Source organism: uncultured Oribacterium sp., from assembly GCF_902481605.1.
Classification (GTDB): Bacteria; Bacillota; Clostridia; order Lachnospirales; family Lachnospiraceae; genus Oribacterium; species Oribacterium sinus.
In genome coordinates, this window is sequence record NZ_CABSXI010000096.1 from 1 (window position 1) to 5762 (window position 5762).

3 protein-coding genes are annotated in these 5762 nt (G+C 42.1%); all 3 read right to left on the reverse strand.

Annotated elements, in window-relative coordinates; genetic code table 11:
• A partial coding sequence (locus tag RDQ32_RS10560; RefSeq protein WP_308580441.1) for a hypothetical protein occupies window positions 1–3619 on the reverse strand: 3619 nt, incomplete at its 3' end.
• A 38-nt stretch (window positions 3620–3657) separates the two neighbouring features.
• Window positions 3658–5541: a hypothetical protein gene (locus RDQ32_RS11165; RefSeq protein ID WP_308580442.1), complete on the reverse strand. Its 1884-nt coding sequence runs from the start codon at window positions 5539–5541 to the stop codon at window positions 3658–3660.
• Window positions 5542–5616: 75 nt separating this feature from the next.
• Window positions 5617–5754 (reverse strand): hypothetical protein, encoded by a 138-nt coding sequence (locus tag RDQ32_RS11170; protein ID WP_308580443.1) that lies wholly within the window; start codon window positions 5752–5754, stop codon window positions 5617–5619.
• Window positions 5755–5762: the final 8 nt, after the last annotated feature.

The following is a 5762-nucleotide window of genomic DNA, read 5'->3' on the forward strand; positions in this document are numbered from 1 at the left end:
TCTTCTCCCTTGTTCGAAGAACTTCCACCAGCCCGACACCGCTTAAGTTATCCTCCGCCTGCAAACGAATGACCTGCTTCTTATTGCTGAATCGACCAAAGCTGATACGATCCAGGAGCTTGGTCCAAAGGGTTCCATCCTTGGAACGATCCCAATCACCAATCTTCAAGGCACCGGTGGGGGCTTTTCTGTCCACCACAAAATCAAAGGCCGCCTTTGTCTCTCCTACTTCTATGGGAGCATTTTCATTGCCTGCCAAATCCTTGACCTTAAGACTGATATGATAAATCCCATCCTTACTAAACTCAATAGGATAGGTATACTTATTCCCCGCCTTCGTCCAGTAAGCTAGATTGGTTAAATGGTCTGCATCATCTATGGATATGGAATTTCCTGCCTTATCCTTTACAGTAAGCTCTACCTGAAGAGAAGAGAAATCCAAGTTGGCATCCTCAATTTCGATTTGCCCCTTTCTAACTTCTCTAAAGTATTTCTCATTAGCCAAGCCGTCATTGGATAAAGTCAGCCGAATCTTAGGCGGTGTTTTATCCACTACCAGGAAATTGGAGGCGCTGGCTTTTCTTCCGGAAAGATCGGTAGTATCCACCATAACCTCATACTGTCCGTCCTCTGTGAAATTTAGTTCAGAAGAATATAGGTTGGAATCGGATAGCTTTTCCTTCTTCCACGTAACCGTATGATTTTTAAACTGTTGCACGCCTCTTGTCGAAGCCAGAGAACGGGGATGAAGAATACGCCCGGGCATAGTGCTGGGACTTACCGGCGTAGCCAGAGATGAAGGCGAACTTTTCACAGTATCCGGAAGAAAATTATAGTTAAGGTGGGTATCATTGGTACTAAAATTTTCTTCTAAAATCTTTGTTGTAAATTTGACATCCTTCGCAAAGTACCGTACCTGACCACTTTCGGAAGAAGGGTCAAAGTAAATCTTGGGGTCTGTATGATCCACAGTGATAGCCAGTTCTCCATTCTTCTCCAATCCTAAAGTATTCTTCCATTCTAAAGGATTTCCGGAAGGATCCTTATAGGCAAAGGACAAACGATAATGTCCTTCCTCGGTGAAATTCATTGTCAAATCATTCTGTTCCCCATTAGGCATGATTTGCACGAAGGAAGTAGAATTGTCCTCTAACAAGCTCTCTCTTCCATCACTAATGAAAGCGGAATTCTTCTTTAAGGTGAGAGCTTCCCTATTGCCCTGCACTCTATAGGAACTTTCTTTGTCTTCTCCATTTCTTCTGCTATAAACCTTCAAAGAAAAATCCTGATCCTCAGGAAAAAAGTTCTTTTCTTCCACTCCAAGACTTAAAATTCCCTGATTCTGAAAATAAAAATGGTCTCCTACTCTTTTATACGAATCTGTAAACTGAAGTCTAGCCTCCGGCTTTTTGCTATCTACAACCAAAAACTCATCGTTAATTAGAGTGTGAGTTCCAAGCTTGTTATTGTCTGCATTATCAACCGCATAATATTCAATCTTGCCTCGGAATTGAGGATCAATCTTGATTTTTGCAATCGCCGTATTCTCATCCGGTCTGCTAAAGTTCTCATCACCATCGCTAACCTTTAGCCATGACCCTGTTCGAATAATATTATCACTATCCTGATGCAGATAACGGTAACGGAAAGTATCTACCTTGGAGGTTTTATCCTTGGCTTTTAATTCTACTTCAAGCGTGTCCCTATAGAAGCCATAGCCTCCTAGGCTTTTCAGTCTGGACTCTTTATCTTTCGTATAGGAAATGGAAGAAAGCTCCGGTTCGGTAGTGTCTATCTTATACTTTCCAAGAACCTTTCCCTCTTTTAGTCCCAGTCCGATTCCCTCTTTTGTTTTAATGTAGACAATCTTTCCCTCAGGAGACTCACTGTCTTCTCCCAGATTAATCTCCGGCTCCCAATCTCCATGTTCCCAGGAGTCACTATAAGATACTGCATATTTACTACCATTATTTTGAGCAATAAACCTCACATTCTTATTGTACCAGCCCTTGGCATTAGCTTCTTCTTGAATATGAAGATAATCGGAATAATCCGGATAAACCACATTGATTTCCGCATAAATCGTTTTTTCCTTATATGTGGCATTATTTTCTGCTGTAGCCGCAACTACAACAGTTCCTCGTTTCCTATTTTTAAATTCAAGTATGCCTTTTCCCTGAAGTTCCGCAATTTCTGTTCCGGCTACCACCTGAAAGCTCGTATTTGTTTTCTGTCCCTTTGTGCGCAAGGGGAAGGAATGCTTTCCCAGATTTCCTACGGCACTAGGGTTCTCCTTTCCGTAGTTTACCTTATATTGAAAAAACTTTTGTCCCTCTTTCTCAATAACGCCCAGAGCTTCAAAGTCCTTTAAATCAAAGGCAAAATCCTCTTGCTCCCCTTTACTAATGGCAATAGTTAGTTGTGTTTCTGTACCTTTAAATGTAGCACCGTCTTTCACTTTAACTTTAAGAACTGCCGTTCCGGTGCCTTTCACTCGAAGCTTCGTAGAATTCTCAATAGAAATGGCACCATCAGCATTAGAGATTTCTTCATAGAGAACCGTTCCCTTTACATTCTCTCGATTAATCGGATCTATATACTTATCTTTTTCATAGTTCTCCGACATCCTGTTTTTGCCATTCTTAAATATAAACTTATCCGACAAAGTCTCTTTAACAGTAAATTTCTGGCCGACTTCCAACGTCTTATGATTCTCATCCCCTGGAATTCGAGCAATCAAGGTATAGATTCCCACTGCATTAATCTGTATACCCCCCGGATTCCAAATCCGTTCTTCAGAAGAAGAAGGCCTCACCAGATAATATTCTATATCATTGTCATCCTTACCTTCATCCACATTTGGATCATAATGCGCACGAACAGCAAGGGGATAAGTTTCCTTATCCCGAATGACTATTTCCTCTATCTGATCAAATGCCAGAGTTCCATCCCACGTTTGTTTCCGTTTCTTGTCCAGCGTAATCTCTACGGTCCCCTCCAAGTCTCTCGGTATTACACCCTCTTCAATATAATAATCTTTAAACGCCTGACGCTCGTCATTGTAGGCTCGAACCTTCATGAAAATGGCGAAATCCTGGGTTAAATAGCGGGAAGGTAGTTTTTGCACTATTTCCCCCATAGCATTTGGCTGCCCGGTATAAAACAAACGGTTTTCAAATTTATCATAACCCGGATAAGAGCCTTCTCCTTTTGCGTGGGGAAAATCATCATCTTTCTCCAAGTTCTCATACTCTTGCAGTTTAGTATATTTCTTCCCACGCTCTGTCCAGGTGTTGCTGGCACTACTCGTCTCTTCCTTTTCAGAAGTAGAGGGGGAGCTTTTCTCTTCTTTATCCAGCAAAGAAGAAGACAGCGTATCTTCTGTCTCCTGTCTTTCCTCTTCGTCTTCACTGCCTTTTTTATAAATGGAAAGCTCAACTTGAACTCCTTGGACAGGACTTCCATGATCATCTGTAAATAGAAAGAGAATCTCTTTGTCCTTCTCTTCGACCTTTCCCTCTGCCTTCCATTCTACAGGAAACTGAAATAGTACCTGTAGAATCACAAGGCATAAAGCCACCAGCCTTTTTCCTCGCTGTCCCGAGATAAAGCTTTTCATATATCTACTCCTTTTTGCCTACGCACAAATAACTTCTTTTATTGTTTTTGTACTGCTCCGTTCACAGTCCACCTGCCCTCCTGATCCACGGTAAATCCGTCAGGAGTAGTGGTATTTCTATAAAGGGCTCCTTCATTTTGTCCCTGTAAATCCAAATAATAGCAGTTTCCGTTAATCCACTGCCAACCGGTGAGCATTCTGCCCTTCCAACCATCAGAGTTTGGGAAAAGATAGTATTTACTGCCGTTTACCTCTACCCAGCCTGTAGCCATATAGCCGGAATCCAAGAAATAATACCAGTAAGACTTTCCGTTGTAGGCTTCATAGCCCCAGCTATTCTTCGGATAGCTTCCGTCCGGTCTTTTGTACCACCAGCCCTTTTCATCCTGTACCCACTGACCTCCGGATAGAGAACGATCTACGCCAAGTACCTGTCCGGTAAAGCTATTGCTGACTTTAAAGCTTCCGGAGCCGCCGGAACCACCTGAACCGGAAGAACTGCCTCCTGAACTGCCGGAGCCTCCGCCGGATCCACCAGAAGTATTCTCCTTTTTCTCTATTTTTTTAGGTTCAAAATAGGGAGAAACCAGTTCGGCACCGGCTGTTAAATCTCGCTGTAACTTCAAAGACTTATTACTGTATAGTTCATTATTGACATAAAATTTCGTGCCGGAACCATAGTCGTCGTCAGTTCCCTCAACAAGAAAGCGATATTTTTCCACAGTGAAATGAGGCTGCACAAGATACTTTACCTGATATCGTCCGGCAGGAAGAGGAGTCCCTTCCGGAGCTTTCCAAACATCGCCTTTTTCGCCGGCTGCATTTACATAGCTCTCTAAAAAGAGCTTAAAGCGGTTTAATTCTTTAGGATATTCTCTGTAAAAACTCGTCAAAAAAGGCTCTGCGGAAGTTCCCGGGTTCAATACGGTGGTGCCATCTATAAGCTCAATTTTTTCCACATTCAGAATCACACTATTCATAGGGTCTCCCACCTTAGCCTTATGAATATCGAAGCTGGAGTTTAAGTATACCTTACTGATTTTTTTTGCTTCTTTTACAAAAAATGAATCCGTTTCTAAAGAATAGTATTTATAGTTTGGATCTTTCCCACTTGCGCTTGTGGACTTGGAATACTTAACAAGAATGGAAGAATTACTTTGGTTATCCTTAAAACGATCCCCAATGACTACCGTAGTATAGGTAAAGTGTTCATCATTATCCGGAGTCTCCTGTGGCAGAAAATAGTAGGGACTATTTTTTCCCATAGCCAAGGTATAAATATAGCGATACTCTCCGGGAGTAAAGAAGTCCAGTTTATAACGGGTCCAATCCCCTCCTACCTTCTTTTCCACAATCCTATTCGGAAGAACCTTGCAAATCTTTTCTTCTGGGTCGTCAACACTGTGGTTATTCTTATTGATGGTTAATCCGCTCACTTTTACAGGTTGATTTCTAAGCACCTCCATATGATCCCTTGCAGCAAACTCCACGCCACCAAATTCCAAGTTCATCACAAGAATCTTATCATCAAGAGTGTAGCTCTTGGTATTTGCCATACGGAAGCCGGAGTATCCCAAGGACAGAGGTTTTACCATACTGTTTTCTTCTGTACTCTCAGTCTCTTCAGATGAAACCTCTGCATTCTCAGTCTCTTCAACTGCTTCCACCGCTTCCTCTGAGTCGGAATTTTTCGTTTCTTCCGGGAAATTCGCCAAGCTTTCTTTGCTTCCTTCTTCCGAATCTACGTTTTTATTTTCCGCTATATCTACTACAGAATTTTCTGCCTGATTTTCACTTGTTTCCTTTTCCTCTGAAACAGTTCTTTCCTGACGGTCTAAGGGATTGGCATAGAGGGGTACAGCAGTGGCTGTTGCACAAAATACCAAGCTCATTCCTAAAGCCAGCATGTTTTTTCTTCTCATCTCCATCGTCCTTTCTTATTTCTTGCCATTTCACGGTATAAAATTATACTATATTTCTATCCATTTGTGGAAATTTTATTGTTTTTGTACCACTCCATTCACTACCCATCTTCCTTCCGCATCCACTGCATAGCCATCGGGAGTAGTGGTGTTTCTATAGAGAGCTCCTTCATTCTGTCCTTGTGAGTCTAAGTAGTAGCAGTTTCCGTCAATCCACTGCC